The sequence below is a fragment of the Streptomyces sp. NPDC001816 genome, from assembly GCF_042892235.1.
Classification (GTDB): domain Bacteria; phylum Actinomycetota; class Actinomycetes; order Streptomycetales; family Streptomycetaceae; genus Streptomyces.
In genome coordinates, this window is sequence record NZ_JBIATY010000010.1 from 236,491 (window position 1) to 259,297 (window position 22,807).

Genomic DNA, 22,807 nt, shown 5'->3' on the forward strand with positions numbered 1-22,807 from the left:
ACCCCAATGACCGAGCGCGAAGAGTCCTACGACTACATCGTCATCGGTGCCGGAGCGGCGGGCAGCGTCCTGGCCAACCGGCTCTCGGAGGACCCGGACACCACGGTGCTGGTGCTGGAGGCGGGCGGCGACCGCATCCCGCCGGAGGTGGACGACCCGTCGTCCTGGTACAAGCTGCTCGGCGGCCCCATCGACTGGGCCTACACCGGCGTTCCGCAGCCCGGGCTCGACGGGCGCAGCGTGTACGAGCCGCGGGGCAAGGCACCCGGCGGCAGCAGCAACCTGTACATCATGATGCACATCCGGGGCCACGCCTCGGACTTCGACAACTGGGCCTACCAGGGCGCCGCGGGCTGGGCGTACGAGGACGTGCTGCCGTACTTCGCGCTGCTGGAGGCGCAGGAGGACGTCACCGCGGCCACCACCGGCACCAAGGGCCCGCAGCGCGTCACCAACGCGGGCGGCCACAAGGCCAACCCGGTGTCGAGGGTCTTCATCGACGCCTGTGTCGAACTCGGCCACCAGGAGATCGCCGACTTCAACACCGACGGCCCCCGGCGAGGTCTGTTCGGCACCGGCTGGCACCACATCGACGTCGCCGACGGCAGGCGGCAGGGCACCCTGGCCGCCTACCTGGAGCCGGCGCTCAAGCGACCCAACCTCACCCTGCGCACCAGCGCGCAGACCACCCGGCTGCTGTTCGACGGGGACGCCTGCGTCGGCGCGGAGTACGTGCAGAGCGCCCCGAGCGCCGACATCCCCGGCCGGACCGTGCCCAGCGAGAACGTCGAGCCGGGCACCCACACCGTCCGGGCCCGGCGCGAGGTGATCGTGGCCGGCGGTGCGATCGAGTCGCCGAAGCTGCTGCTGCTGTCCGGCATCGGAGACCCCGACCACCTGCGGGAGTTCGGCATCCCGGTGACGGCCGCCGTGCCCGGCGTGGGCGAGAACTTCCACAACCACGTGCTGACCGGACTGATGGCCGAGGTCTCCCAGGAGCTGCCGCCGCCCGAGCAGAACCTGTCGGAGTCCGCCCTGTTCCTGTCCTCGCAGCCGGGGCTGCCCGCGCCCGACCTGCAGATCGCCTTCGTGCACGTGCCGTTCGACGTGATCGTGGGTCAGAGCCACCCCAACACGGTGAGCATCCTGCCCGGTGTCGTACGGCCCGTCTCGCGCGGCTGGATCCGGTTGGCCGACCGCGATCCGCTGGCCGCGCCGGCGATCAACCCCAACTACCTGGGTGACCGCTGGGACCTGGAGCGCATGGTGCAGGGCGTGAAGATCGCCCGCGAGATCTTCGGCACCTCCGCTTTCAAGCCCTGGTACAAGCAGGAGCTCCAGCCGGGCCCGGGCACGGTCTCCGACGACGAACTGCGGACGTTCGTGAAGCAGAAGTCGGAGAGCTACCACCACCAGGCCGGCTCCTGTCGGATGGGCGTGGACGACCTGGCGGTTGTCGACCCCGAACTGCGGGTGCACGGTGTGCGCAACCTGCGTGTGGTGGACGCGAGCGTCATGCCCGCCGTGCCGTCGGGCAACTGCCACACCGCGATCGTGATGATCGCCGAGCGGGCTTTTGACCTCATCAAGGGAGAGTCCCGTGTCTGACGTGGTGCTGCGCGACGGACTGCTGAGCGGGCTGAGGCTCGCCGTGCTGATCGAGAGCGACTTCTTCGAGCCGGAGATCGCCTACTACCAGCGCCGGTTCGCGGAGGAGGGCGCCGAGGTCGACTTCCTGACCCGGCTGTGGGGCAACGACTCCATCACCTTCCAGGGGCACGAGTACCGCGCCCCGTTCACCGCGGACAAGACCTTCGAGGGGCTCACCGACGACCAGCTGCGCGGCTACGCGGCCGTGATCGTGCCCTCCGGCATGGTCTCCGACCGGCTGCGCTACACCGAGGACGTCGACCGGCTCGCCCCCGCGACCGAGTTCCTGCGCCGCGCCTTCGACGAGCCCACTGTGCTCAAGGGCATCATCTGCCACGGCATGTGGCTGGCCTCCTCGATCCCCGAGAAGGTCCGCGGCCGCAAGGTCGTCTGCCACAACAACCTGGTCGGTGACGTCCGCAACATGGGCGCCGAGTACGTCGACGAGGACGTGGTGGTCGACGGCGACCTGGTCACCGGCCGCACCGGCCAGCACCACCACCTCTTCGCGCGCCGCATCATCGAGCTCGTCGCGGCACGCGCGGGACGGGGCGGGGGTGCGTGATGCGCAGGACGAACGCGCGGCCCGCCCGGCAGACCGCGGCGCCGATGACGCGTGGTGCCGCAGGGTTCCCGGCCGCGCCCGGAGCGGCGGGCGGTGACGGTCCCGGCCGGCCCGAGGCCATACGGCGTCCGGTCTTCCGCGGCGGTGGCACCGGGCTCCTCGCGGCGCGTGCTCACCGGGGCGGTGAGGACTGATGCGCTGGTCGCACGTGGGGCTCAACTGCCAGGACCAGAAGACCACCGAGGAGTTCTACACCCGCTGGTTCGGGTTCACCCGGGCCCGGGTGGTCGAGCTGGGGGACTCCGAGATCGTCTTCCTGCGCAAGGGTGACGCCTATCTGGAGCTGTTCGAGGCCGCGACCGGGCCGGCGACCACCGCGCATGGCGACGGTCCCGACCGGGCCGGTGCCATGCGCCACCTGGCCTTCCAGACCGACAGCGTCGACGCCTTCCTGGCCGAGCTGGGCGACGAGGCCGACATCACCCTGGGCCCGCTGGACTTCGACGACTTCATCTGCGGCTGGCGCACGGTCTGGGTGCGCGATCCGGACGGCGTGATCGTCGAGGTCAGCCAAGGATTCACCGACGACACGCACGACACGGACGACACGGACGCAACGGACTCAAAGGACGGTGCCCGACATGGCTGAGGCCGTGACCTTCTCCTTCTCCGACACGATCGCCGGATACGTCGACCACTTCGACTCCGAGACCCGGCTGCTGAAGCTGCACACGGCCGACGACCGCGGCTTCGAGGTCTCGCTGAACGGCGGCCCCAGCGCGGAGCTCGTGCGCAACCTCGACGAGCCGTACATCGACGCCTCCGGCCACGTCGACGAGATGCTCTCGCCCGGCCGGTTCCTGTTCGCGTACGGCGTCCACTACCCCGACAACGGCGGCGTCTTCGAGGCGAAGCGCCTGGTGTTCCTGGGCCGCGGCGCCGAGGACTACCGGTTCGAGGAGGGCAGCTGGTGGATCAAGCAGATCGAGTCCCTCGCCGCCTTCTACCGCAAGGCGCAGTTCGGTGACGGGCCGGTCGACTTCAACGAGTACCGCACCCAGATCCGCCTCGGCGGCGACAAGACCGCCAGCCACGTCCAGGAGACGGACACCATCTCCCGGCTGGTCTACGGCATGGCGTCGGCGTACCTGCTCACCGGCAGGGACGAGTACCTGGAGGTCGCCGAGCGCGGCACCGAGTACCTGCGCAAGCACATGCGGGTGGTCGACGCCGAGGAGGACGTCGTCTACTGGTACCACGGCATCAAGGTCGACGGTGACTCCGAACGCAAGCTGTTCACCTCGGAGTTCAGCGACGACTACGACGCCATCCCGATGTACGAGCAGATCTACGCGCTCGCCGGGCCGATCCAGACCTACCGCGTCACCGGCGACATCCGCATCAAGAACGACGCGGACGCCACGATCCGGCTGTTCGACAAGTTCTTCCTGGACCAGGAGCAGGGCGGCTACTTCTCGCACATCGACCCGATCCTGTTCAGCCCCGACCACGAGTCGCTGGGTGAGAACCGCAACCGCAAGAACTGGAACTCGGTCGGCGACCACGCGCCCGCGTACCTGATCAACCTGTACCTGGCCACGGGCGAGCAGCGCTACGCCGACTTCCTCGAGTACACCTTCGACACCATCGCGGACAAGTTCCCGGACTACAAGAACAGCCCGTTCGTCCAGGAGCGCTTCAACCGGGACTGGTCGCACGACATCACGCACAGCTGGCAGCAGAACCGTGCTGTCGTCGGCCACAACCTGAAGATCGCCTGGAACCTGATGCGGATGAACTCGCTGAAGGCCAAGCCGGCGTACGAGGAACTCGCCCGTCAGATCGGCCAGCTGATGCCCGAGGTGGGCAGCGACCGGCAGCGCGGCGGCTGGTACGACGTGGTCGAGCGGCTCAGGGGCGAGGGCGAGGAGCAGTACCGTTTCGCCTGGCACGACCGCAAGGCCTGGTGGCAGCAGGAGCAGGCGATCCTCGCCTACCTGATCCTGCACGGCACCGTCGGCGGCGAGGACTTCCGGCGCGAGGCGCGCCTGGCGGAGGCGTTCTACAACACCTTCTTCCTCGACCACGACGAGGGTGCGGTGTACTTCAACGTCCTGGCCAGCGGCACGCCGTACCTGCTCGGCACCGAGCGGCTCAAGGGCAGCCACTCGATGTCCATGTACCACTCGGCCGAGCTGTGCTACCTGGCCGCGGTCTACAACAACCTCCTCATCAACGGACGGGAGATGGACTTCCACTTCAAGCCCGACCCGTCCGACCTGCCCGACCGGATCCTGCGGGTCGCTCCCGACCTGCTCCCGGCCGGGTCCGTCACCATCGCGTCCGTCGAGATCGACGGGCAGGAGTACGACAACTTCGACGCCGACGACCTCACCGTGAAGCTTCCCGACGTGTCCGAGCGGGTCAGGGTCAAGGTGAGGCTGCGTCCGGTGTCCACGGGGAAGGACAACCGATGACTCTCGCTCTCAAAGAGCGGCGCACCAAGGCCGGCACCGTCGTCACACTGACCGGTGAGATCAACAGTGAGACCTCCGGCACCCTGCTGGAGCAGCTGCGCCCGCTGGTGCGCTCGGGGGGCACCCTCCGCATCGACCTGAAGCACGTCTCCTACATCTCCAGCGCCGGGCTGCGCACCCTGCTCGTCGTCTACCGGGAGGCCCAGCACTCGGGCGCCCGGGTGACGCTGAGCGGGGTCGGCGAGGAGGTCCGGTTCGTGATGTCGGCGACCGGCTTCCTGGGCTTCTTCGATGCCGGGGACGGCGGCCAGGCCGCGCCGGCGGGACAGGTCGCGACATGACGGAGTACCTGGAGCTGCAGCGCATCGACGCCTACCCGACGCACCGTGTGGGGGGCTACGGGGTACGCGCCGCCAAGCCCTACCCCTTCGGGGCGTACGTCGTGCCGGGGGGCGTCAGCTTCGCGGTCTACTCGGACCAGGCGACGACGATGTCCCTGGTCCTGTTCAAGCGGGGCGAGCCCGAGCCGATGGCGGAGCTGGAGTTCCCGCCGGAGTTCCGGACCGGCAGCGTCTTCGCGATGACCGTCTTCGGCCTGGACCACGAGGACATCGAGTTCGGCTTCCGGGCCGACGGTCCCTTCGACCCGGCCGCGGGACACCGCTTCGACCGCCGGCAGATCCTCAGCGACCCTTACGCCCGGCTGGTCTCCGGCCGGGACGTGTGGGGCGTCGAGCCGGACTGGAACAACGTCTACCCCTACCGGTCCCGGGTCTGCCTGCAGGACTTCGACTGGGGCGACGACCGTCCGCTCGGCATCCGTGCCGAGGACCTCGTCATCTACGAGGCCCATGTGCGCGGTGTGACCCGGCACCCCTCGTCCGAGGTGGCGGCACCGGGCACCTTCGCGGGCCTGCGCGAGAAGATCCCGTACCTCAGGGAACTGGGCATCAACTGCATCGAGCTGCTGCCCGTGTTCGAGTTCGACGAGACGGACAACCCCCGCACCGACCCCGCCACCGGGGAGCGGCTGTACGACTACTGGGGCTACAACACCGTCTCCTTCTTCGCGCCGAAGGCCGGCTACGCGGCGACGGGCCGCTACGGGATGCAGGGCGACGAGTTCCGCACGCTGGTCAAGGACCTGCACGCGGCGGGCATCGAGGTCATCCTCGACGTCGTCTTCAACCACACCGCCGAGGGCAACGAGCACGGGCCGACGATCTCCTTCAAGGGGCTCGACAACGCCACCTACTACATGCTCACGCCCGAGGGGTACTACTTCAACTTCAGCGGCACCGGCAACACCGTCAACTGCAACCATCCCGTCGTACGGCAGTTCGTCCTGGACTGTCTGCGCCACTGGGTCGCCGACTACCACGTGGACGGCTTCCGGTTCGACCTCGCGGCCATCCTCGGCCGGGCCCTGGACGGCACCCCGCTGCCCAACCCGCCGCTGCTGGAGAGCCTCGCCCACGACCCCGTGCTGCGGCACACCAAGCTGATCGCCGAAGCCTGGGACGCGGGCGGACTGTACGAGGTCGGCAGCTTCCCGGCGTACGGGCGCTGGGCGGAGTGGAACGGGAAGTACCGGGACACCGTGCGCCGCTTCATCAAGGGCGACTCCGGTGTGGTCGGCGACCTCGCGACGCGCATCGCGGGCTCCCCGGACATGTACGCCGGCCGCGGCACCAGCGCGTCGGTCAACTTCCTCACGGCGCACGACGGTTTCACGCTCGCCGACCTGGTCTCCTACAACGACAAGCACAATGAGGCCAACGGCGAGGGCAACCGAGACGGCGCCAACGACAACAACAGCTGGAACCACGGCGCCGAGGGTCCCACCGACGACCCGGAGATCAACGCGCTGCGGATGCGGCAGATGAAGAACGCCATGGCGATCCTGCTCACCAGCCAGGGCGTGCCCATGATCCTGGCCGGTGACGAGTTCGGCCGCACCCAGCAGGGCAACAACAACACCTACTGCCAGGACAACGACCTGTCCTGGGTGAACTGGGAGCTGGCGGAAACCAATTCCGAACTGCTGCGCTTCACCCAGGCGATGATCGCCTTCCGGGCCGCGCACCCGGAGCTGCGCACGCACCGGCACACCACCGGCATGCCGGTGCCCGACACCGGGTTGCCGGACATCAGCTGGCACGGGGTCACGGCCTGGGAACCGGACTGGTCGAGCGAGAGCCGGCTGCTGGCCGTGATGCGCAGCGGGGCCGGCGACCAGGACGTCCTCTACATCGCGATGAACGCCCACTGGGAGGCGCACGACCTCCAGCTGCCCCACCTGCCCGGCGGACGCACCTGGCACCTCTTCGCCGACACCGGGGCTGCGGCGCCGAACGATCTGCACCCGCTGGGTGAGGAATCCGCCCTCGACAACCCCGGCAGCTACCTGATCGGGCCGCGTTCCGTCGTGGTCCTCGTCGGGCGGACGCCCTCGACCGAAGGAGCCTGACATGCCGCTTTCCGTATCCCTGTCCGTCGACGGCGACGTCGCGGTGATCGAGCTGACCGGCGAGCTGGACGCGCACACGGCGCCCGACTTCCACCAGACCATCGAGAAGGCCGCGGCGCACGGCACGGCCACCGTCGAGATCCGGATGCACCGGGTCGGCTACATGGCCAGCGCCGGGCTGCGTTCGCTGGTGTTCGCCCAGCAGAAGGTGGCCGACGACGTCAGCATCCGGGTCGTCGGCGCCAGCGAGCCGGTCGCCCGGACGATCCGCACGGCCGGCCTGGACCGCACCATCCTGCTGGCCGATGAGTGAGGGGACCCGATTGGCGCAGCGGGCACCCGGGTTACGGGTGCCCGCCACGCTCGCCGCGCTCAGCGACATCGCCGGGTTCGTCATGGCCCTGGCGCGGCGGGGCCGCCTCGACAAGTCCGCCGCCTACCGGCTGCGGCTCGCCGTGGACGAGCTCGCCACCAACGTCGTGACCCACGGCTACGGCGTGGCGGGCGCCCCGACCGACACCGCCACCTCGCCCACCTCGGCCGACGCGAGCGGTTCGGGCGGCGAGATTCTGGTGACCGGCGGCTTCGACGCCGAACGGGTGTGGGTGCGCATCGAGGACACCGCGCCGCCCTTCGACCCGCGCGACGGTTGCCGCGCACCGACCACGGACCTACCGCTGGAGCGGCGTCGCGTCGGCGGGCTCGGCGTCCATCTGGCACTGACCAGCGTGGACGAGTTCGCCTACGACCGGCTCGGCGGCCGCAACGTCAGCACGCTGGCGATCCGCACCGGGCCGGTACGGCCTTGAGGAGACGCTTCATGCCCAACACGACGGTGCTCGTCGTGGACGACGACCCGCCCGTTCCGTCGGCTCTGCTGGACGCCCTGGACCAGGTGGCGTCCTCGGTGATCCGCCGGACGCTCGGCCGGCTCCGAAACGATCCGTCCGCCGCGCTGCCCGCGGCGGACGTGCTGCTGGCCCCGGCCCAGTGCGGGCCCGAGGCGGTACGCAACGTGGTCCGGCGCCTGACCGGACGAGGGGCGGATCCCGTCGTCGTGGTGTACACGGAGCACGGCTTCGAGGCCCTGGAGCCGCATGTGCGCGCCGGCCACGATTACCTGGTCCCGCCCTTCCTGCCCGCCCTGGTGGGCGCCCGGCTGACCAGCTGCTCGGAGCGCGCCGTCCTGGGCCGCACGGTCCAGGAGACCGACGCGCGCACCGAACTGATCCGCTACGAGCGCGAGCTGGAGATCGGCCGGGAGATCCAGGCCGGCTTCCTGCCCGAGGATCTGCCGGTGCCCGAGGGATGGGAGATCGACGTACGGTTCCGCCCGGCGCGGCAGGTCGCCGGCGACTTCTACGACGTGTTCGAACTCGTGCACCGCAGGCGGCTGGCCATCGTGGTGGCCGACGTGTGCGACAAGGGCGTGGGCTCAGCGCTGTTCATGGCGCTGATCCGCAGTCTGCTGCGGCACACCGCCGAGAACAGCGGCCTGCAGCACCTGGTCGCCGCGGGCTCCTCGCTGGCCGCGGACCGCTCCGGCATCCGGATCGTCGGCGCCACCCCGCTGCTGACCGCGGTCAGCGCCACCAACGGCTACCTGACCCGCAACCATCTCAGCCAGGGCTACTTCGCCACCCTGTTCTTCAGCGTCCTGGACCCCGCCACCGGCAGTCTCGTCTACATCAACGGCGGTCACAATCCGCCGCTGCTGCTGGACGCGGACGGTGGCGCGCCGATCCCGCTGGAGGTCACCGGCCCCGCCGTGGGCGTCCTGCCGGACTCCTCCTTCAGCCTCGGTTACGCCCAACTCGACCCGGGCGACACACTGTTCGCCTACACCGACGGGGTGCCCGAGGCGCGCTGCCCGCACGGCGGGTTCCTCGGCGAGGAGCGGATGCTCAGGCTGCTGTCCGGCCCCGCCCTGCGGGGCAAGGACCTGGTGGAGCGGCTCGACACCGCCGTCCGCGCGCACACCGGGGACGGTGAGCAGCATGACGACGTCACCATGCTCGCCCTGCACCGGCCACGCAGCAGCGGGCGGCCGACGGCGGCCGTGGCGGTGGCGTGATGGCGCGCACCGTGGTGATGTACTCCCACCGGGGCGGCACCGGCAAGTCGACGCTGCTCGCCAACATGGCCTACCTCATCGCCCGCGGGGGGCGGCGTGTCGCCCTCGTCGACACCGACATCCAGTCGCCGACCCTGGATGTCCTGTTCGGGCTGCCGTCCGGCGGGTGCTCGCTCACCGACTACCTGCTGGGGCGCTGCGAGATCGAGGACACGGTGCACCGGGTGGAGCCCGAGGGGCTGTATGTGGTGCCCGCCCGCACGGAACCCGGCTCGCTCGCCGAGATCATGGCGACCGGCTACGACGTGGGCCTGCTGCCGGAGGCCTTCGGTCGACTCGTGACCTCCTACGACCTGGACGTACTGCTGCTGGACACGCACGCGGGCCTCAACAACGAGACGGTCACCGCGATGGCCAGCGCCGATCTGCTGGTCATCGTGGCGCGGGCCGACCGCATCGACCTGGCGGGCGCCGACGAACTCGCCCCGCTCGCCGGGAGCCTCGCCTGCCGGCGAGCCCTGGTGATCAGCATGGCGCCCGAGGGCGTCGAGGCCCCCGTCGTACGGGAGCGGGCCGAGGACGCGTACGGCGCGGCCACGGCCGGAGTCCTGCCGTACGTCGCGGAACTCGCGGCCCTCGGCGGTGACCGGATATTCGCCACGGCACTCCCCGGCCACCCCCTGGTGGCCGAACTACGGCGGATCATCTCCGTGCTCGCGCCGTCGGCCCGGACGATTCCGGCGGCCCGTGCGGAACCCTGAAGCCGAACGAGAGATAAGCGCGAGGAATGACAGGAGATCCCACCAAGTGCGGGAAACGCGCCGACAAGCAGGGACGCAGATGGAATCCATACCGGCAATAGCCCTGGCAGGAGGCCGGGGCGTGCGGGCACGTCCGATCACCCTCAACTCCGCCGACTACCTCAGAAGCAAGGCGGCCATGCAGGTGGCCGGGCAGCCCCTGATCGAATGGGCGGTCACCGCGCTCAGGAGCCAGGGGGTGCACCAGTACTACGTCGTCGCCAACGGACGGGAGAACCGCGCCCAGACGAAGGCCGTCCTGGGCCACGGTGAGCGGCTCGGCGTCACCGCCCGCTACTCCAGAACCCGGTTCGACCGCGCCAACACCGGCAGCGGCGAGGCCACCCTGCGCTGCCTCGACTACTGGGACCTGAGCGGCCTCGCCCTGGTCTTCCCCACCGACTCCCTGTTCGACTTCGATCTCGGCGCCATGGTGCGCGCCCACCGCGCGGCCCGGGCCGACGTCACCGTGGCCACCGTGCCGCGCTCCGCCTCCCAGGCCGCCGGCAAGTACGGGGTGCTCCGGCTGCGGGCGGACGGGACGGCCGACGGCTTCCTGGAGAAGCCGGACCTCGCCGTCGCGCGGGCTTTGACCGCCGGGCGCGGCAACGGCCCGGTGCACACCAACGCGGGGATGTATCTGATCGACTGCGACCGGCTGCGCATGGCCGCCCGTGAACCGGAGCTCGCCGCGCTGGCCCGGCGGCAGCTCGACTGGGGCGGCGATCTGCTGCCGTACCTGGTGCGGCGGGGGCACCGGGTGCTGGCCCATCCGATCGCGCGCTTCGGCGACCTGGGCAGCCCGCGGGACTACCTGGACACCGTCAAGGACCTGCTACTGGACCGCTATCCGGGGCTCAGCGAGGCGCTGGGCGCCCCGGCGGGGCCCGGCGACCACCGCGTCCACCCGTCCAGCCTGGAGATGAAGGACCAGGTCAGCGGCCGCACCCTGGCGGAGAAGATCGAGGACGGCAGCGTGCGGATCGGCCCCGGGGTGCGCATCGGGCGGGACGTGGAGATCGGGCCCGGTGTGACGCTGGCCGAGTCCGACATCGGCGACGGGGTGGACATCGGCGAGCACAGCACCCTGCGCGGGGTGGCGTGCGGCGACCACAGCATCATCGGCCCGGGCGCCCGCCTGACCGACGTGTTCCTCGGTTCCATGGTCGACGTGCGCTCCACCCTCACCGCGCCGGTCGTCCTGGACGACTACTGCGCCCTGGGCGACGAGGTGCGGGTGCGGGAGGGGACGCGGCTGCGCGGGGTGAGCGTCTTCCCCCGGCTGGAGATCGGCGGGGGCATCCCGCAGGGGGCCAGCCTGTCCGGTGTTCGTGATCTGCTGCGGTGCCTGTGAGGAGGCCACACCCATGCGCGTAGCCCTGCTCACGGAGAACCGCGACGACCTGCGCACCGCAGCGCTGGCGCGCCATCTGCGGCGGTACGCCGATGTCGACGTGCTCCGCGCCGGCACGGCCCCCACGCGGGACCTGGCGGGGGTGGACGTCGTCCACAGCCACACCTGGGACACCGGCCTGGCCGGTCATCTCGCCAAGTTCCAGCACGGGGTGCCGCACGTGCTCACCCCGCCCGGCCTCGAGCCGCCCGCGCGGGTCCGGCGCGGGGCGCTGCTCGTCGCGGACCGGATCGTCGTCGGGTCGTTCCAGATGCGCGCCGAGCTGATGCGCCGCCACCGGGAGCTCGCCCCGCGACGGGTGACCGTCGTGCACGGCGGCTTCGACACCCAGGCCTACCACCCCGACGGGGGCACCGGCGCACTGGCCGCGCTGGGGGTGCGTACCGACCCCGCCGCCGTCCGGCACACCGTGGCCTGCGTGGGCCGCGACCTGCCCGAGGCCGCCCTGCTGAATCTGCTGCGGGCCGCGCCCCGGCTGCTGCCCGGCACCCAGGTGGTGATCTGCGCCCCGGGCCCCGAGGCCGAACGCGCCCACGGCGAACTGGCGGCCGCCCTGCGCGCCGAGGGCTGCGACCTGGTGTGGGTACGCCGGACGCCGTCCCCGCGTGCGGTGCGTCAGCTGCTCACCTTCGCCGACGTGTCCGTCTGCCCGGCAGGGCACGATGCCCCGGAGCCGGCCGCCCTGGCGGCGATGGCGTGCGGGACACCGGTGGTGGCGACGAAGGCCGGATGCCTGACCGAGGTCGTCCACGACGGGGTCACGGGCCTGCTCGTCCCGCCCCCGGCAGCCCACCCCGAGATCTACGCGAAGGACCTGGCCGACGGGATCAACTCCCTTCTCGCCGACCCCCAAAAAGCCGCCTGGATGGGCGAGACCGGCCTCGCCCGGACCGAGCGGGAATTCACCTTCGAGGCGGCCGCGGAACGTCTCTACGCCGTCTACGAAGCCGTCAGTGAAAACAAGGTGAAGGCACAGCGTATGAAAACTGAACCAATCCGTACCTAACGAAGTATCGAGTGACTGAGCAATTCCTCTCGAAATACGCCGGGCGGCGTGGTCGCATCGAGAACGCCGGAGCCCGGCAACGTCAACGCACCACACGAAGGAGAGATCAGCCATGAGGATCCTCGTCGTCATGACGGCCAAGGCCACGCTCCACCTCCTGGACGGTGAGCAGCACCCCTCCGGCTTCTGGGCCGAGGAGTTCGTCGTCCCGTACCAGATCTTCACCGGCGCCAGGCACGTCGTGGACGTCGCCACCATCGGCGGCAAGACCCCGACCGTCGACCAGACCAGCATCGACCCGCAGTTCCTGCAGTACGTCCGCCCGCAGGGCTCCCCGGACAACGACGCGGCCAACGCGGCCGAGTACGTCCGGATCATCGAGAGCGTGCCGCAGCTGCAGAAGCCGCTCGCCCTGGAGAACCTCACCGAGCAGGACATCGCCGGCTACGACGGCCTGTACGTCAGCGGCGGTCACGGCGCCATCGGCGACCTGCCCAAGTCGGACGAGCTGGCGCAGATCATCCGCTGGTGGATCGCGAGCGGCAAGCCGCTGGCGACCGTCTGCCACGGCCACACCTCCCTCCTCGCTCTGCGGGACGGCGAGGGCCGCTGGCCCTTCGAGGGCTACCGCATGACCGCCTTCTCGCACTCCGAGGAACTGGTCACCAACATGGCCGGACGCCTGCCGCTCATCCTCGAGGTCGAGCTGTCCCGGCTCGGCGCCAAGTACGAGAAGGCCGACGTGATCTGGGACTCCCATGTCGTGGTCGACCGAAACCTGACGACTGGTCAGAACCCGTACTCGTCCAAGGCGCTCGCCGAGACGTTCCTGGAGCAACTCGGCGCAGAGTGAAACCGTCCGCTCCGTCCGCCCCACCGGAGGCAACCATGACCAAGCGCGTTCTGCCCGACCGCCCCTTGGCCCATCCCGGCACGCTCTTCATCGACGGGACGTGGACACCGGCCCGTGATGGAGAGACCGAACCGAATGTCTCCCCCGTGGACGGACGGGAGATCGTGCCCGTCGCCCAGGCCGGCGCCGAGGACGTCGAGGCCGCGGTGAAGGCCGCGCGCACGGCGTACGAGGAAGGTCCCTGGGGGCGGTTACCCGATCACGAACGGGCCCGGCTGCTCACCCGGGTAGGGGAGCTGATCGAGCGCGACAACGACGAGATCGCCCTGCTGGAGACGGTGGACATGGGCAAGCCGTTCGCCTTCTCCAGCACGGTCGACGTGCCGATGGCCGCCCGGCTGATGCACTACTACGCCGGCCTGTGCACCCAGGTGGACGGTGCCACCCGTGCCCCGGCCGGGGGTCAACTCGCCTACACCCGGCGGGAACCGCTGGGCGTCGTCGCCGCGATCACCCCCTTCAACTTCCCGCTGCTGCTGTCCATGACCAAGATCGGCCCGGCTCTCGCGGCCGGCAACACGGTCGTCCACAAGCCCTCCCCGGCCACCCCGCTCACCGCGCTGAAGATCGCGGAGCTGTTCGAGGAGGCCGGCGTCCCCGACGGAGTGCTCAACGTCATCACCGGTCCGGGCGTCGCCCTCGGCGAGGCGCTCGTCGAGCACCCCGGAATCGACAAGATCGCCTTCACCGGCTCCACCACCGTGGGCCAGGGCATCATCCGCAAGGCCGCGGGGACCCTGAAGCGGGTGACGATGGAGCTGGGCGGCAAGTCCGCGAACATCGTCTTCGAGGACGCCGACCTGGACGCCGCCGAGGAACTGGCGTTCTTCGGCATCTTCTACAACAAGGGCGAGATCTGCACGGCCGGTTCCCGTCTGCTGCTGCACCGGAGCATCCACGACGGGATGGTGGACCGGCTCGTCACCCGCGCCGCGGCCCTCAAGCCCGGGGACCCGCGGGAGGAGGACACCCTCTTCGGACCGCTCGCCCACCGTGGCCAGTTCGAGAAGGTCTCCTCGTACGTCGAACTCGGCCAGAAGGAGGGCGCCGAACTGCGGGTCGGCGGCGGGCCGTTCACCCCCGAGGGGGCGAGCGGCGCGGGCCTGTACTTCCTGCCGACGATCTTCACCGGTGTCGACAACGGCATGCGCATCGCCCAGGAGGAGATCTTCGGGCCGGTGCTCAGCGTCATCCCCTTCGACACCGAGGAGGAGGCCGTGCGGATCGCCAACGACAGCGCCTACGGCCTGGCGGCCGGCGTCCACACCAACGACCTGCGCCGGGCGCACCGGGTGGCCGCCCGGATCAAAGCGGGCACGGTCTGGGTCAACTGTTACAACCTGTACGACCCCGCCGTCCCGTACGGCGGATACCTGGCCTCCGGCTTCGGCCGCGAGTGCGGCCCGGAGTCCCTGGAGAGCTACACCCAGACCAAGTCGGTCTGGATCGGCATGGACTGACGGGAGACGTCCCCCCGGCACATCGAGGCCCCCGCCGCCTGACGCGCGGCGGGGGACCGACGCATGTCTGCGGACCCGGACTTCACCAAGTAATTTCAGACATGACCAAGTGCGGCCGGAATCCTCCGGCCCCCTCGCTCGTACCGCAAATCTTCGGCCACGATGTGTTGGCCAAGGGAATGTGCGGCAAGTGCCCGTAGTTCTCAGGCGTCTTCGGCCGGCTTCGGCCGTCAGTGAATTCTCCGATAACAGGTAAAATGAACGAGGTGCTGTACGGATGAAGACGGGCGTCATCGGTGCCGGCCGTATCGGCACCACGCTGGCACGGCTGCTGGCCGTGGCCGGCCACGAGGTGCGGATCGCGAACGCGAGCGGTGGCGAGCGGCTGGCCGCGCTGGTGGCCGAACTCGGCCCAGCCGCGTCTGCCGGGTCCGCCGAGAAGGTCGCCCGGGAGGCGGACCTGGTGGTCCTGATGGTCCCCTTCGGCAGCGCCCGTACGCTGCTCCCGCCGACCTCCGTGAGCGGAAAAGTGCTGGTCGACGCCATGAACGCGTTCGCCGAAGGCGGCGTGCCGCTGGACCTCGGCGAACGCGGGTCCAGCGAGCTGGTCGCCGAGTGGTACCCGTCGGCACGTCTGGTGAAGTCGCTCAACACCATGTATTTCAAGACGCTCGGCACCGCCGGGCGCACCGACGTGGAGCCCGCCGAGCGGCTGGCGCACTATGTCGCGGGCGATGATCCGGGCGCCAACAAGACGGTCGCCGACCTGATTTACGAATTGGGGTTCGCGCCGGTCGCCACCGGTTCCCTGCGCACCGGCGGACTACTTCAGCAGCCCGGCGGACCGCTGTTCAACAAACCGCTCACCGAACGTCAGTCTCGTGCTGTCCTCGGATTCTGAAAGACCCCTCGAAGGTCGGAAAAGGGCGTGGTCATGAAGGTATCCCTCACTGTGAACGGGGCGCCGCAGGAAGTCGATGCCGAGCCCGGCGAGCTTCTCGTGGAGCGGCTCAGGGACGGTCTGGGCCTGACCGGCACCAAGGTCGGCTGCGACACGGGCCAGTGCGGCACGTGCGTCGTCCAACTCGACGGAAGGTCCGTCAAGAGCTGCCTGGTGCTCACCGCCCAGGCGGCCGGCTCCGAGGTCACCACGATCGAGGGCGTGGGGGCGGGCCGTGAGCTGACCGGCCTGCAGGAGGCGCTCCGGGCCGAGCACGGCACCCAGTGCGGCTTCTGCACCCCGGGCATGGTCATGGCTCTGGGCGAACTGGTCGACGGTGCCGAGACCGAGCCCACGGAGGCGGAGATCCGGGAGTGGCTCACCGGCAACCTGTGCCGCTGCACCGGCTACCACGGGGTGGTCCGCGGTGTGCAGCGGGCCTGCGCCGCCGCCCGGACCGACGCAGCGCAAGGCGAACCCGTCGGCCACGCGGTGAAGGAGTGAGTACGCCATGACCACAGCGGAGGAACGTTCCACCACGTCCGCCACCGCCCCGGGCGCCACCGGCGGCAGCGGCCTGCTCGGCACCCCGCTCGACATCCGCGAGGACGAGCACCTGCTGCGCGGCGAGGCCACCTTCATCGCGGACGTACGGCTGCCCGGCACCGCCCACATGGCGATCCTCGGCAGCGAGCACGCGCATGCCCGGATCCGCGGCATCGACTCCTCGGCCGCCGAGGCCATGCCCGGCGTCCTGGCCGTCGCCACCGCCGCCGACTTCGCCGACGTCATGCCGCTGCCGTGCATCTGGATCCCGGGCGGCGTGGAGAGCCACTTCCCGCCCCACCCGTACGGCCTGCCGGGCGCCCGCCCGGTGCTGTCCGGGGACGTCGTGCGGCACGTCGGCGACGCGATCGCCGTCGTCGTGGCCGAGACCGCCAAGCAGGCGGCCCAGGCCGTCAAGGCCCTCGTCGTCGACTACGAGCCGCTGCCGGTCGTGCTGCGCGCCGACGAGGCCCTTGAGGACGGCGCCCCGCAGCTGCACGAGGCCGTGCCGAAGAACCTCAACGCGTACTGGACGTGCGGCGACAAGGAGAGCACCGACCAGGCCATCGCCGAGGCGGAGGTCGTCGTCGAGCTCGACCTGGTCAACCAGCGCACCATCAACAGCCCGATGGAGCCGCGCGGCGCCGTCGGCCACTACGACGTCACCACCGGCGAGTACACCCTCTACGCCTCCACGCAGGGCCCGCACAACCACCGCTTCCTGCTGGCCGCGCTGGTCCTCGGCATCCCCTTCAACAAGTTGCGCGTGGTCGCACCGACGGTCGGCGGCAGCTTTGGCACCAAGGGCTACCTCTACCCCGACATGGCGCTCGTGCTGCTGATGTCCCAGCGGCTGGGCCGGCCCGTGAAGTGGGTCGACACCCGCACAGGGCTGATGAACTCCACCGTGCAGGGCCGCGACCACCGCCAGCACGCGGTGATCGCCGGCACCCGGGACGGCCGTATCACCGCCGTGCGCTGCACCAGCTACGCCAACCTCGGCGCCTACCCGTCGACCATCGGACCCGGTGTCGCCACCGCCCTGATGGGCCGCAGCATCACCGGCATGTACGCGATCCCCGCGGCGTTCTGCGAGGTCTACGCGGCGTTCACCAACACCGTCCCGCTGGGCGCCCAGCGCGGCAGCGGGCGCGCCGAGGCCGCGTTCCTCATGGAGCGGCTGGTCGACCGCTACGCCCGCGAGATCGGCATGGACCCGGCCGCCGTACGCCGGCAGAACCTCGTACCGGCCGACGCGTTCCCGTACGACAACGGCCTCGGCTGGACGTACGACTCCGGCAACTACCCGGAGAACTTCGACAAGGCCCTCCGGCTCGCCGGATACGACGGCATTCAGGCGCGCCGGTCGGAGGCCGCCCGGCGGGGCAAGCGGCTCGGCGTGGGCATCGCCACCTACGTCGCCGTCTGCGGCGTCGGCCCGTCGACCCGCATGTCTCAGGAGGGCATGCTCGGCGGCACCTGGGAGAGCGCCAACATCCGGGTCCACCCGACAGGCGAGGTCACCGTCACGGTGGGCTCCGCCTCCACCGGGCAGAGCCACCAGACCGTCTTCGCGCAGGTTGCCGCCGACCAGCTCGGCATCGACCCGGCCACGGTACAGGTGCTGGAGGCGGACACCCTCAAGGCCCCCTACGGGCAGGGGACGTACGGCAGCCGCTCCTACAGCATGGCCGGTCCCGCGATCGCGCTGACCGCGCAGAAGGTCAAGGACAAGATGCGCCGGGCGGCGGCGGCCATGTTCCAGGTCTCCGAGGACAAGGTCGTCTACGCGAACGGCAAGGTGTTCGTCGAGGGCGACGAGGAGAACGGCAAGACGTTCGCCGACATGGCCATGGCCCTGTGGTACGGCTGGAACCTGCCGCCCGGGATCGAACCCGCCCTCGACGAGACGACCCACTTCGACCCGCCGGACTTCAACTACCCGTTCGGCACGCATGTCGCAGTCGTGGAGATCGACGAACTCACCGGTGACACCGAGGTCGTGAGCTACACGGCCGTGGACGACGCCGGCAACATCGGCAACCCCACGATCGTGCGGGGCCAGATCGAGGGCAGCATCGTGCACGGCCTGGGCCAGGCCCTGATGGAGGCTGCCGAGTACGGCGAGGACGGCCGTCTGATCACCAAGGACCTGCGCACCTACCCCCTGCCGCGTGCGACCGACGCGCCGTTCTTCGCGCTCGACAAGACGGTCACGCCGAGCCCGCACAACCCGCTGGGCGCCAAGGGCGCGGGCGAGATCGCCACGGTCCCGCCGGCGGCTGCGGTCACCAACGCCGTCGTCGACGCCCTGTCGGACCTCGGCGTCAGCCACATCGACATGCCGCTCACGCCGGAGAAGGTGTGGCGGGCGCTGAACAGGGATGCGGAGGCGCAGCAGTGATTCTCACCGACTTCGAGTACGTCCGGCCCTCGACACTGGGCGAGGCCACCGCGCTGCTCGCGGCACCCGGCAGCCGTGTCCTCGCGGGCGGGCAGTCCCTGCTGGTCGACCTCAAGACCGGCGAGGGCACCGCGAGTCGGCTCGTCGACCTGCGCGGTGTCACCGCCCTGCGCGGCATCCGCCGTACCGACGGGGGCGGCCTGCGCATCGGTGCCCTCACCACGCTCGCGGAACTCGTCGCGGACCCGGCGGTGCGCGCTCACGCCCCGGCCCTCGCGGAGGCCGCCCGGGCCAACGGCGACCCTCAGGTACGCAACCTCGGCACCGTCGGCGGCAATCTGGCCGCCACCGAGCGCCCCACGGACCTGCCGCCCGCCGTGCTCGCCGCCGGCGCGACGCTGCACGTCGGCCGGCACCGCGGCCAGGGCACCGTGCGGGCCGACGACTACGCGCGCGACGGCCTGCCGGAGGGCAGCGTGATCACCGCGATCGAGCTGCCCGCGCCCGCTCCCGGCGAGCGCAGCGCCTTCGAGAAGACGGCCGACCGCGCCTCCCGCTACCCGGTCTGCGCGGTGGCGGTGCGCGTCACGCGCGACACCACGCGCCCGGACGACGGTCTGACCGGCCTGCGGATCGCGGTCACCGGCGCGACGGCGCGCGTCACGCGGCTGACCGGCGTCGAGCGGCTGCTGGCGGGCCGGGCACCGGACACCGAGGAGGTCCTGGCGGCCTTCCGCGCCCAGCCCGAGGAGTTCTTCACGCCCGGCCGCGGCACCTCGGCCGAGTACCTGCGCCACCTGGCCGGCGTCCTCACCGCCCGAGCGCTGAGCAGAGCGACGGCCATCTGACCGCAACGGCGTCGACTGTGTACGCGGCGTTCTTCGCCCTCATGCGGCGCTACACCGTCGCCGAGACGAACGGGGGAGCACACCCGTGCCGAACCGCACACCCGGCACCACCCACAGTCCCTCCATCACCCGGCCCACCGGGCCGGCCGACACCCTGACGAGACCCACCGGCCCCCGCTCGGCCGGCGCCTGGGCAGCGCAGGATGTGGTGGCTGGTGCCGGGGTCGTACGGGGCTTCGTGGGCGACACCGGTGCCGGGGTCACCTCGGCCCACCCGGCACACCGGTACCCCGCGTGCCGTTCCCATCCCCGCTCGGGGTTCGCCGTTCGTGTCGCCCGTCCGGGCGGTCCGCCGGTGGCGGGCCCTCGGGCAACACCGCGTACCGAGGAGTTACTCCGGTGATCCCACCGCTTCGAACCGCCCGCACGGCCGGCCGGGATCCGGCGAGGAACGTCGGCGGCGGGGGTTTCCTGCTGGTCGGCACCGTGCTGGTGCTGCTGATGTTCTCGTCGTCCGCACCCTCCGCGCTCTACGTGCTCTACCAGGAAAAATGGAACCTGTCGGCGGGCATGATCACGGTGGTCTACGGCGTGTACGCCGTCACCGTACTGGCCGCGCTGCTGCTGTTCGGGGCACTGTCCGACACCCTCGGCCGACGGCCCGTCCTCATGGCGTCCCTGGTGCTGGTCATCCTCTCCATGGCGCTGTTCGCCTCCGCTCAGGGCCTCGCCTGGCTGCTGGCCGCCCGTGCCGTCCAGGGCCTGGCGGTCGGCCTCGCCACCGGCGCGACCGGCGCAGCGCTGCTCGAACTCGCCCCGGCGGCCCGGCCCGGCCTCGGCGCCCTGGTCAACAGTGCGGGCCCGCCGGTCGGCATCGGCCTGGGCGCGGTCGGCGCCGGCCTGCTGGTGGAGTTCGCGCCCGCTCCGACCGCGCTCACCTACCTGGTCCTGGCCGGCGCCTTCACGGCCGCGCTGGTCTGTCTGCCGCGGCTGCCGGAGACCGCCCCCGGTGCGGGCGGCCCGGTCCGGTTCACCCCGCACCGGGTACGGGTGCCGGCCGCCGTGCGGCGCCGGTTCCTCATCCTCGCGCTCACCATCGTCGCCGTGTGGTCCGTCGGCGGCTTCTACCTCGCGCTCGGCCCCAAACTCGTCCTGGTCCTGCTGGGCAGCACCAACTACCTGGTGGGCGGGGCCACCGTGGGTCTGCTCGCGGGCGTGGCCACCGTCACCCAGCTGCTGCTCGGCGGGATGCGGCCGCTGCGCGCCGCGATGCTCGGACTGATCGTGATGATCGCGGGCCTCGGCCTGGTGCTGCTCTCCCTGGGCACAGAATCGGCGGTGCTGTTCCTCCTCGCCACGGCCGTCCTCGGCAGTGGCTGGGGCGCCGCCTTCCTGGGCGCCTTCCGGGCGCTCATGGGGCTGGCCGATCCGCAGGGCCGTGGCGAACTCACCGCCGCCGTCTTCGTGTTCGGTTACCTCGCGATGAGCGTGCCCGCCGTCCTCGCGGGCCTGTTCAGCAACCGCTTCGGCCTGCGCTCCACCTCCGTCGGCTTCATGGTCGCCGTGGCCGCGGTGTGCGCGCTCGCGCTGGGGGCGACGGCCCTGCTGTCCCGCCGCCCGGCATCCGGCACCCCGGTGGCCGGCACCGCCACGATCGGCACCCCCTCGACCACGGCCGCGGTACCCACCCGGGAAGCGACGGAAAGGAGCGCCCCGTGACGGACGCCGAACCCGGCACCAGGCAGCCGGCCGGCCCGATTTCCCCGGACCTCACGGACCTGCGCGAGACGCTCCGCTCCCTGGAGATCTTCGCCCGGCTCACCGAGGACCAGCTGGACTGGCTCACCTCCGTGTCGCACCCGGCCGTCTGCGAGGACGGCGAGGTCCTCTTCCGCGACGGGGACGAGGCGACGCACTTCTACGTCCTGCTGGACGGCGGCCTTGTCGTCACCAAGGTCGTCGACGGCCGCGAGGAGGTGCTCACCCGGCACTACGCCCACGAGGTGACGGGTGAGCAGCACGACAACAAGCCCTCCGCCGCCCACCGTTTCACCGGCGAACTGCCCCTGCTCACCGAGGGCGGGTACGTGGCCACGGTCGCCGCAAGCGGCACGACCACCGTCCTGGCCTACCCCAAGGCGGTGTTCCTGGAGATGCTCGCCCGCTGTCAGGGCGTCGCCGCCGTACTGCTGCCGGTGCTCGCCTGGCGCATCAAGTCCTCCGAGGTGCAGGCCCGCAACCGAGCCACCGTGGAGGCGCTCGGCACGCTGGCCGCGGGCCTCGCGCACGAGCTCAACAACCCCGCGGCGGCCGTGGCCCGCGCCGCCGAGGACCTCGGCACGGCCGTCGACCTGCTCACCGCCACCGCGCAGGCGTGGGGCGCCGCGGCGGGAGCCGAGGAACGCGCCGCGTTCGACCGGCTCGTCGCGGCACTGGAAAAGGCAGCACCGCCCGCCGACGGCGACGCCATCGACCAGGCCGACGACCTCGACGACATCGAGGACTGGGCCGTGGACGCGGGTGCGAACCGTCCCGAGGTGCTCGCCTCCGGCGTCTCCGACCTGGGTCTCGACCTCGACTGGCTGCGCGCCCAACTGGTCCAGGTCGGCGAGGATGCCCTGCCGGCCGCACTGGACCATCTGGCGGCCGTCCTGGAGACCCGCGCGCTCACCGCCGAGCTGCGCGCGGCCGGACCCCGCATCTCCCAGCTCGTCGCGGCCACCCGCGACTACGCCAACCTCGACCGGGCCCCCGAGCAGCAGTTCTCCGTCACCGAGGGCATCGACAACACGCTGACCATGCTGCGCGCCAAGCTCGCCCGGGTGAAGGTCGTCCGCGACTACGCCCCCGGCCTGCCGCGCCTGACGGGCTACCCGAGCGAGCTGAACCAGGTGTGGACGAACCTCGTCGACAACGCCGTGGACGCCATGGGCGGCGAGGGCACGCTCAGCCTGCACGCCCGGGTCGAGGGAGGCTGTCTGGTCGTCGAGGTGGCGGACACCGGCCACGGCATCCCCGAGGAGACCCTCCCCCGCATCTTCGAGCCCTTCTACACCACCAAGGACGTCGGCAAGGGCACGGGACTCGGCCTCCACCTCAGCTACCGGATCGTCACCCAGCGCCATCGCGGCTCGCTCAGCGCCCGTTCTGTGCCGGGCGACACCCGCATGACCGTCCGGCTTCCGCTGGGCGGCACCGTGGACGGCGCCGTCTGCGCGGTCCCGGGAGCCTGACCAACGC

The 22,807-nt window shown here is 71.0% G+C and carries 21 protein-coding genes; all 21 read left to right on the forward strand.

What is annotated here, in order from left to right; translation table 11 throughout:
* Window positions 1-6: 6 nt before the first annotated feature.
* The 21 genes from ACFYZZ_RS31845 to ACFYZZ_RS31945 all read left to right on the forward strand — a co-directional run bounded on the left by ACFYZZ_RS31845 (window position 7) and on the right by ACFYZZ_RS31945 (window position 22,800).
* A complete protein-coding gene (locus ACFYZZ_RS31845) occupies window positions 7-1,608 on the forward strand; it encodes a GMC family oxidoreductase (protein WP_389183257.1) in 1,602 nt (533 codons plus the stop codon).
* Complete coding sequence (locus tag ACFYZZ_RS31850) at window positions 1,601-2,215, forward strand: DJ-1/PfpI family protein (protein WP_389183260.1); 615 nt, start codon at window positions 1,601-1,603, stop codon at window positions 2,213-2,215. Before ACFYZZ_RS31845 ends, ACFYZZ_RS31850 begins: the two co-directional genes overlap by 8 nt.
* Window positions 2,215-2,409: a hypothetical protein gene (locus tag ACFYZZ_RS31855; RefSeq protein ID WP_389183263.1), complete on the forward strand. Its 195-nt coding sequence runs from the start codon at window positions 2,215-2,217 to the stop codon at window positions 2,407-2,409. Before ACFYZZ_RS31850 ends, ACFYZZ_RS31855 begins: the two co-directional genes overlap by 1 nt.
* Entirely contained in the window at window positions 2,409-2,864 is a 456-nt protein-coding gene (locus ACFYZZ_RS31860; protein ID WP_389183265.1) for a VOC family protein, read from the forward strand. Before ACFYZZ_RS31855 ends, ACFYZZ_RS31860 begins: the two co-directional genes overlap by 1 nt.
* Window positions 2,857-4,692 (forward strand): AGE family epimerase/isomerase, encoded by a 1,836-nt coding sequence (locus ACFYZZ_RS31865; RefSeq protein WP_389183268.1) that lies wholly within the window; start codon window positions 2,857-2,859, stop codon window positions 4,690-4,692. The genes ACFYZZ_RS31860 and ACFYZZ_RS31865 overlap by 8 nt, the downstream gene beginning before the upstream one ends.
* The gene (locus ACFYZZ_RS31870) at window positions 4,689-5,033 is read left to right on the forward strand and encodes an STAS domain-containing protein (RefSeq protein ID WP_389183271.1); all 345 of its coding nucleotides are present in this window, start codon (window positions 4,689-4,691) and stop codon (window positions 5,031-5,033) included. The genes ACFYZZ_RS31865 and ACFYZZ_RS31870 overlap by 4 nt, the downstream gene beginning before the upstream one ends.
* Window positions 5,030-7,162 carry a glycogen debranching protein GlgX gene (gene glgX, locus ACFYZZ_RS31875; RefSeq protein WP_389183274.1) on the forward strand — a complete coding sequence of 711 codons (2,133 nt, stop codon included), beginning with the start codon at window positions 5,030-5,032 and terminating at the stop codon, window positions 7,160-7,162. The genes ACFYZZ_RS31870 and glgX overlap by 4 nt, the downstream gene beginning before the upstream one ends.
* A gap of 1 nt (window position 7,163) precedes the next feature.
* Entirely contained in the window at window positions 7,164-7,475 is a 312-nt protein-coding gene (locus tag ACFYZZ_RS31880) for an STAS domain-containing protein (RefSeq protein WP_389183277.1), read from the forward strand.
* Window positions 7,468-7,971, forward strand: a complete 504-nt coding sequence (locus ACFYZZ_RS31885; RefSeq protein ID WP_389183279.1) for an ATP-binding protein — start codon at window positions 7,468-7,470, stop codon at window positions 7,969-7,971. Before ACFYZZ_RS31880 ends, ACFYZZ_RS31885 begins: the two co-directional genes overlap by 8 nt.
* Window positions 7,972-7,982: 11 nt before the next feature.
* Window positions 7,983-9,236 carry a PP2C family protein-serine/threonine phosphatase gene (locus ACFYZZ_RS31890; protein ID WP_389183281.1) on the forward strand — a complete coding sequence of 418 codons (1,254 nt, stop codon included), beginning with the start codon at window positions 7,983-7,985 and terminating at the stop codon, window positions 9,234-9,236.
* Window positions 9,236-9,997, forward strand: coding sequence for a MinD/ParA family protein (locus ACFYZZ_RS31895; RefSeq protein WP_389183284.1), 762 nt, complete (start codon window positions 9,236-9,238; stop codon window positions 9,995-9,997). The genes ACFYZZ_RS31890 and ACFYZZ_RS31895 overlap by 1 nt, the downstream gene beginning before the upstream one ends.
* Window positions 9,998-10,076: 79 nt before the next feature.
* A complete protein-coding gene (locus tag ACFYZZ_RS31900; RefSeq protein WP_389183287.1) occupies window positions 10,077-11,390 on the forward strand; it encodes a sugar phosphate nucleotidyltransferase in 1,314 nt (437 codons plus the stop codon).
* A 13-nt stretch (window positions 11,391-11,403) separates the two neighbouring features.
* On the forward strand, window positions 11,404-12,456 hold the full coding sequence (locus tag ACFYZZ_RS31905) for a glycosyltransferase family 4 protein (RefSeq protein WP_389183289.1): 1,053 nt from the start codon (window positions 11,404-11,406) through the stop codon (window positions 12,454-12,456).
* A 112-nt stretch (window positions 12,457-12,568) separates the two neighbouring features.
* Window positions 12,569-13,309, forward strand: a complete 741-nt coding sequence (locus ACFYZZ_RS31910) for a type 1 glutamine amidotransferase domain-containing protein (RefSeq protein ID WP_389183292.1) — start codon at window positions 12,569-12,571, stop codon at window positions 13,307-13,309.
* 35 nt (window positions 13,310-13,344) lie between these two features.
* Entirely contained in the window at window positions 13,345-14,829 is a 1,485-nt protein-coding gene (locus tag ACFYZZ_RS31915) for an aldehyde dehydrogenase family protein (RefSeq protein WP_389183295.1), read from the forward strand.
* A gap of 277 nt (window positions 14,830-15,106) precedes the next feature.
* Window positions 15,107-15,730, forward strand: a complete 624-nt coding sequence (locus tag ACFYZZ_RS31920; RefSeq protein WP_389183298.1) for an NADPH-dependent F420 reductase — start codon at window positions 15,107-15,109, stop codon at window positions 15,728-15,730.
* A gap of 33 nt (window positions 15,731-15,763) precedes the next feature.
* A complete protein-coding gene (locus tag ACFYZZ_RS31925) occupies window positions 15,764-16,273 on the forward strand; it encodes a (2Fe-2S)-binding protein (protein WP_389183301.1) in 510 nt (169 codons plus the stop codon).
* Window positions 16,274-16,280: 7 nt separating this feature from the next.
* Complete coding sequence (locus ACFYZZ_RS31930; protein WP_389183304.1) at window positions 16,281-18,719, forward strand: xanthine dehydrogenase family protein molybdopterin-binding subunit; 2,439 nt, start codon at window positions 16,281-16,283, stop codon at window positions 18,717-18,719.
* Window positions 18,716-19,567 (forward strand): FAD binding domain-containing protein, encoded by an 852-nt coding sequence (locus ACFYZZ_RS31935; RefSeq protein WP_389183307.1) that lies wholly within the window; start codon window positions 18,716-18,718, stop codon window positions 19,565-19,567. The genes ACFYZZ_RS31930 and ACFYZZ_RS31935 overlap by 4 nt, the downstream gene beginning before the upstream one ends.
* A gap of 399 nt (window positions 19,568-19,966) precedes the next feature.
* On the forward strand, window positions 19,967-21,286 hold the full coding sequence (locus ACFYZZ_RS31940) for an MFS transporter (protein WP_389183310.1): 1,320 nt from the start codon (window positions 19,967-19,969) through the stop codon (window positions 21,284-21,286).
* On the forward strand, window positions 21,283-22,800 hold the full coding sequence (locus ACFYZZ_RS31945) for an ATP-binding protein (protein WP_389183313.1): 1,518 nt from the start codon (window positions 21,283-21,285) through the stop codon (window positions 22,798-22,800). Before ACFYZZ_RS31940 ends, ACFYZZ_RS31945 begins: the two co-directional genes overlap by 4 nt.
* Window positions 22,801-22,807 lie beyond the last annotated feature (7 nt).

What these genes read in the sequence shown, in the direction of transcription:
- glgX (WP_389183274.1), top strand. Translation starts at nt 5,030, where the DNA reads ATGACGGAGTACCTGGAGCTGCAGCGCATCGACGCCTACCCGACGCAC.
- ACFYZZ_RS31905 (WP_389183289.1), top strand. Translation starts at nt 11,404, where the DNA reads ATGCGCGTAGCCCTGCTCACGGAGAACCGCGACGACCTGCGCACCGCA.
- ACFYZZ_RS31890 (WP_389183281.1), top strand. Translation starts at nt 7,983, where the DNA reads ATGCCCAACACGACGGTGCTCGTCGTGGACGACGACCCGCCCGTTCCG.
- ACFYZZ_RS31870 (WP_389183271.1), top strand. Translation starts at nt 4,689, where the DNA reads ATGACTCTCGCTCTCAAAGAGCGGCGCACCAAGGCCGGCACCGTCGTC.
- ACFYZZ_RS31855 (WP_389183263.1), top strand. Translation starts at nt 2,215, where the DNA reads ATGCGCAGGACGAACGCGCGGCCCGCCCGGCAGACCGCGGCGCCGATG.
- ACFYZZ_RS31880 (WP_389183277.1), top strand. Translation starts at nt 7,164, where the DNA reads ATGCCGCTTTCCGTATCCCTGTCCGTCGACGGCGACGTCGCGGTGATC.
- ACFYZZ_RS31910 (WP_389183292.1), top strand. Translation starts at nt 12,569, where the DNA reads ATGAGGATCCTCGTCGTCATGACGGCCAAGGCCACGCTCCACCTCCTG.
- ACFYZZ_RS31930 (WP_389183304.1), top strand. Translation starts at nt 16,281, where the DNA reads ATGACCACAGCGGAGGAACGTTCCACCACGTCCGCCACCGCCCCGGGC.
- ACFYZZ_RS31925 (WP_389183301.1), top strand. Translation starts at nt 15,764, where the DNA reads ATGAAGGTATCCCTCACTGTGAACGGGGCGCCGCAGGAAGTCGATGCC.
- ACFYZZ_RS31885 (WP_389183279.1), top strand. Translation starts at nt 7,468, where the DNA reads ATGAGTGAGGGGACCCGATTGGCGCAGCGGGCACCCGGGTTACGGGTG.
- ACFYZZ_RS31895 (WP_389183284.1), top strand. Translation starts at nt 9,236, where the DNA reads ATGGCGCGCACCGTGGTGATGTACTCCCACCGGGGCGGCACCGGCAAG.
- ACFYZZ_RS31845 (WP_389183257.1), top strand. Translation starts at nt 7, where the DNA reads ATGACCGAGCGCGAAGAGTCCTACGACTACATCGTCATCGGTGCCGGA.
- ACFYZZ_RS31900 (WP_389183287.1), top strand. Translation starts at nt 10,077, where the DNA reads ATGGAATCCATACCGGCAATAGCCCTGGCAGGAGGCCGGGGCGTGCGG.
- ACFYZZ_RS31920 (WP_389183298.1), top strand. Translation starts at nt 15,107, where the DNA reads ATGAAGACGGGCGTCATCGGTGCCGGCCGTATCGGCACCACGCTGGCA.
- ACFYZZ_RS31915 (WP_389183295.1), top strand. Translation starts at nt 13,345, where the DNA reads ATGACCAAGCGCGTTCTGCCCGACCGCCCCTTGGCCCATCCCGGCACG.
- ACFYZZ_RS31860 (WP_389183265.1), top strand. Translation starts at nt 2,409, where the DNA reads ATGCGCTGGTCGCACGTGGGGCTCAACTGCCAGGACCAGAAGACCACC.
- ACFYZZ_RS31865 (WP_389183268.1), top strand. Translation starts at nt 2,857, where the DNA reads ATGGCTGAGGCCGTGACCTTCTCCTTCTCCGACACGATCGCCGGATAC.